Source organism: Parabacteroides sp. AM58-2XD (assembly GCF_003463685.1).
GTDB lineage: Bacteria > Bacteroidota > Bacteroidia > Bacteroidales > Tannerellaceae > Parabacteroides > Parabacteroides segnis.
Genome location: NZ_QSDP01000195.1, coordinates 1 through 4,011, shown reverse-complemented (window position 1 = coordinate 4,011; position 4,011 = coordinate 1). Strand labels below are relative to the sequence as shown.

Annotated in this window: 4 protein-coding genes; all 4 read left to right on the top strand. The window is 30.8% G+C overall.

Annotation, left to right across the window (positions count from 1 at the left end; translation table 11 throughout):
* Positions 1 to 853 (top strand): hypothetical protein (locus DXA15_RS24595; protein ID WP_233567624.1); only part of this gene is annotated, 853 nt, incomplete at its 5' end.
* Positions 843 to 1,721 (top strand): aldolase/citrate lyase family protein, encoded by an 879-nt coding sequence (locus DXA15_RS24590; protein ID WP_122380371.1) that lies wholly within the window; start codon positions 843 to 845, stop codon positions 1,719 to 1,721. The genes DXA15_RS24595 and DXA15_RS24590, both read left to right, overlap by 11 nt.
* 184 nt (positions 1,722 to 1,905) lie before the next feature.
* Complete coding sequence (locus tag DXA15_RS24585) at positions 1,906 to 3,036, top strand: pyridoxal-dependent decarboxylase (RefSeq protein WP_233567623.1); 1,131 nt, start codon at positions 1,906 to 1,908, stop codon at positions 3,034 to 3,036.
* Between the two features lie 7 nt (positions 3,037 to 3,043).
* On the top strand, positions 3,044 to 3,988 hold the full coding sequence (locus DXA15_RS24580) for an aminotransferase class IV (protein ID WP_128135790.1): 945 nt from the start codon (positions 3,044 to 3,046) through the stop codon (positions 3,986 to 3,988).
* Positions 3,989 to 4,011: the final 23 nt, after the last annotated feature.

Genomic DNA, 4,011 nt, shown 5'->3' with positions numbered 1-4,011 from the left:
TGTGAATTTCTTTTTTGTGTCAGATAACATTATAGATATATTATCTGATATAAATTTAAGAAGCAATATAATATTAACATATTTAGGAAGTGATTTGCTGAGAAGATGTAAAAAGTACCATAAAAAGGAATTGTGTGCAATGACAAAATCGTCCAATATAATTGTTATGACGGAAGATATGTTTGATGTTGTTTCAAAAGATAGCAAGATGCTAACTGAAAAAATATCTGTTATAGATATGGGAGTAAGTGCTATTAATGAAATAGATAATCTTCGGGATAATAATGTAAGTTGTAAACTAAAAATTCTTGGAAGAGACAATATAAATAAAAAGATTGTAACAATTGGCTATAATGCTATTCCTCAGCAACAACATATTAAAGTAATTGAATCCTTAATGAAGTTAGATGTTGTTGATAAACAAAAGATACATCTAATAGTCCCTCTTACATATGGAAGGAAAGATATACAGTATATTGAAAATGTTAAGGTCATTCTTTCTAAGAGCGGTTTTACATATACTATTTTAGAACAATTCATGAATGATAAAGAAATCGCGGAATTATGTTTGGCAACTGATTATTTTATAAATGCTCAGACAACAGATGCATTTTCGTCTTCTATGATAGAGCATTTATACTCTAATTCAGTTGTTATAAATGCATCCTGGTTAAGCTATAAACCATTAATTGTAATGGGTATTGATTGTGCGACTTTTCACGATTTTAATGAACTTCCCAATTTGATTTTTAAATTAGAAAAGACTGATATAGATATAAATATACTAAAAGAATATTGCAGTTGGGATACGTGTATGAATAAATGGAAGAAAATTTATAACAATGAATGGTAATTTGTTTTTTTGCGATAAGTTTAGTAGACAGAATCGTGTTCCTTTAAGTTTAATGTATATTACCAATCATCCAGAAATTGCAAAGATTGCAGAAAAATCTGGTGTAGACAGAATATGGATTGATCTTGAAACGATAGGTAAGGAGCAGCGTCAGTTCAATATGAATACAGTAAAGTCTGACCATGTCCTTTCCGATATACCGATAATTAGAAATGTCCTTTCTAAATCAAAATTACTTGTAAGAATTAATCCATTATATGATGGTTCGAAAAAAGAAATAGATAAAGTAGTAGATGGAGGAGCTGATATTATCATGTTGCCGTGGTTTCACACTCAAGATGAAGCTAAAAAATTTGTCGATTTAGTTGATGGTCGTGCAAAAACTATATTACTAGTAGAAACCACTAATGCAGAGAAAAATATAAAAGAAATATTAGCAACCTCAGGAGCAGATGAAATACATATTGGATTGAATGATTTACATTTGGAGTACAAAATGACTTTTATGTTTGAATTATTAATAAATGGTGCTATAGATAGGATGCTCAAAATTATTCATGATTCCTCTCAAATACATTATGGATTTGGAGGAATAGCTCGTTTGGATGAGGGGATGCTACCTGCAAGATTGATAATAGCGGAACATTATAGGATGGGAAGCCAAATGGCAATATTATCTAGAAGTTTTTATGATTCATGGGTATCACAAGATATAGATGAGATAGAAGCTGTGTTTAGACACGGCGTAAGCGAGATAAGGGAGTATGAAGAAAGATTAAAAGAAAAGGAAGATTCTTTTTTTATCGAAAATCACAATAAAGTGGTAAATATTGTTAAAGAAATAGTGAATCGGAAAAGAGCAAAATAATGAATACTTTATATAATAGTGATAAACTTCTTCAGTATGAAGTCTTATCAAAATTAACAGAATATTACGGAGATATAATAGTGATAAACTTCTTCAGTATGAAGTCTTATCAAAATTAACAGAATATTACGGAGATGCTTTTTATGTGCTTCATAAAGAACAATTTGTAAATAATTTTAACGAGTTGAAAAATGCGTTTCAAGATTATTATCCCCAATTTAATATAGCTTATTCCTATAAGACTAATTATATTCCACGTTTATGTCAAATAATAAATGAATTAGGTGGTCTTGCTGAGGTTGTTTCAGATATGGAGATGCAGCTAGCGCTAAAAATAGGTGTGCCTCCATGCAATATCATATTCAATGGACCTTATAAATCACCTGCCGCAGTTGAAAAATTATTATTACTAGGTGGTGTTGTTAATATTGATTCTATTGAGGAAATTGATGTTTTAAATAAAATATTGACTAATAATCCACAAACAGTTCTTAATGTTGGTATTAGAGTTAATTTCGCTATTAATGATAATGTGTTGTCTCGATTCGGATTTGATATTGATACTGTTGAGTTCAAGAAGGCGTTATATTTCTTAACAAATACAGATGGTATACATTTTACTGGATTTCATGTACATATAGCAGCAAGATCTCTTGAGACATGGAGACCACGAGCTGAAGGAATGTTAAAATTGATTCAAGAGTTAAATATCAAACCTGAAAGAATTGACATTGGTGGTGGATTATTTGGCAAGATGTCAGATGATTTCAAGGGACAATTTACAGATTATATTCCAACATATAGTGAATATGCCAAAGAAGTAGCAACTGTATTTGCAGATTTTTATTCAAGTGTTACCAATGATGAGAAGCCTCTATTGCTGATTGAACCGGGAAGTGCCCTTGTTGGGGATTGTATGTCTATCATTAGCAGAGTTAAAAGTGTTAAAACCGTACAATCTCAAAGTATTGCAACACTTTTATGTAGCTGTTATAATATCAATGTTGGAATTAAAAATCCTCCTTTAACGATTGTTCCTTGCGATAGTAAAAATCGAAAAGAGTATTCGAATTTAAATTTTGCCGGTTTTACATGCATTGAGTCAGACTATTTATATAAAAATTATTCTGGTAAACTTGCAGTAGGAGATTATGTTATAATTAGTAATATAGGATCATATTCAATAGTTTTTAAACCACCATTTATCCTTCCAAATTTTCCAGTTATTGCGTTTGATGATAGTTGTGAAGAAGGTATTGATTTGATTAAGAGACAAGAAACTTTTTCAGATGTTTTTCAAACTTATAAGTTTTAATGAAGTTATGGCAAAGTATAGTGTTGAGAATAGATTGATATGGCTTAATGGAGAAATTGTTCATGTAAATGATGCTAGAATAAATGTATTATCTCCTACATCACAATTTGGATTAAATGTTTTTGAAGGTATCCCTTGTTTTTGGAACGAAGAGAAAAGAGAACTATATGCGTTTCGGTTAAATGATCATTATGTAAGACTGATGAGGTCGGCTAGATTATTGCATATTAATTGCTCTTATTCGATAAATGAAATATCTAGAGCTTTAAAGGATGTAATAAAGGCTAATGAATATCAGGAGGATTTATCGGTAAGGCAAACTTTGTTCGTTGAAGGTTTTGGTTCATGGGCGTCGAAAGAACCAACGGGGATGTTTGTTGCTCCGATTCCTAAAAAAATGACGTCGTTAGAATATAATAAAATAGGATTGAATTGTTGTACAAGTTCATGGAGAAGAATAAATGATGTTTCACTTTCTCCAAGAATTAAGTGTGGAGCGAACTATATTAATAGTCGAATGGCTCAATTGGAGGCTTTAAGAAATGGATATGATACAGCTATATTGATGAATGAATTTGGTAAGATTGCGGAGGGACCAGGATCTTGCTTTTTTTTAATTAGAGATAATAAGCTTGTTACCCCTTTAATTACGGATTCTGTCCTTGAAAGTATAACGAGAGATACTGTTATACAAATAGCAAAGGAAATGGGGATTTGTGTTGAGGAACGAACAATAGAAAGAACCGAATTGTACATGTGTGACGGTGCTTTCCTTTGTGGTTCTTCTATGGGGATAACTCCAATTTATAGTATTGACAAATGTGGAATTAATGGAGATTCTGATATAATAAAGGAAATACATAAGAAATATTTTTCTATTAAATATTTTTCTATTGTTAGGGGTACTGGAGAACATAGAGAATGGCTCACTGTTGTTAACTCTAAATATTAGTCAATTAAATTATTATCATGAGA